A 944-nucleotide genomic window follows, 5' to 3' on the forward strand; every position below is an offset into this window, starting at 1 on the left:
AGTATGGGGTTTTGCTACTCCGCCGAGGAACCGGAGCGCCTGCGCGGCCCCGAACACCATCGGGCATGGTGCGACGAGATCGGCGCATGGGGAAAGAAGGCGCAACCGGCGTGGGACAACCTCATGATGGGCTTGCGGCTGCCCGAGCATCACCCGCAGATCGTCGTCACCACCACGCCGCGCACGACGCCGCTCATCCGCGAGCTTCGCAAGGCGACGACGACGCACCTGACGGTCGGCAAGACCGACGACAATATCGCCAATCTCGCGCCGGCGGTCGTCGCCAAATGGCGGAAGAAGTACGGCAACACTCGGCTCGGCCGGCAGGAGCTTGACGGCGAATTGCTCGAGGACACGCCCGGCGCGCTGTGGACGCGCGGCATGATCGAGGGCGCCCGCCCCGATGGCCCGATCCCCGCCATGCGCCGCGTCGTCATCGGCGTCGATCCTTCCGGCTCCAACGGCGAATCGGGCGACCTGATCGGGATCATCGCCGCCGGCCTCGGCTATGACGGGCGCGGGTACATCTTGGAGGATGGCAGCGAGCTACTCTCTCCCGAGGGCTGGGCGCGCAAGGTCGTCGAGATGTACGCGCGCCACCGTGCCGACCGCGTCGTCGCGGAGCGCAATTTCGGCGGTGACATGGTGGCGGCGGTACTGCGCGGCGCGGCGCCGAACCTGCCGATTACGATGGTGACAGCCTCGCGCGGTAAGGCGGTGCGCGCCGAGCCGGTGTCAGCCCTCTATGAGCAGGGCAAGGTGAGCCACGCCGAGCCGTTCCCCGAGCTTGAGGACCAGATGCAGGCCATGACGCCCGGCGGGTACACCGGGCCGGGCCGCTCGCCCGATCGTCTCGACGCCGCCGTGTGGGCGCTGACGGAACTGATGCTCGGCGATGAGGACGGATTCGATATCCGCATTTTCCTGCTGGCGAACGGCGCCAG

The 944-nt window shown here is 68.5% G+C and carries 1 protein-coding gene; it reads left to right on the top strand.

Annotation, left to right across the window (positions count from 1 at the left end):
- On the top strand, nucleotides 1-944 hold a 944-nt coding region (locus PX554_RS26520), incomplete at both ends, for a phage terminase large subunit family protein (RefSeq protein WP_275505041.1).

Origin of the sequence: Sphingomonas pollutisoli (assembly GCF_029167165.1) — a bacterium.
Classification (GTDB): Bacteria; Pseudomonadota; Alphaproteobacteria; order Sphingomonadales; family Sphingomonadaceae; genus Sphingomonas; species Sphingomonas pollutisoli.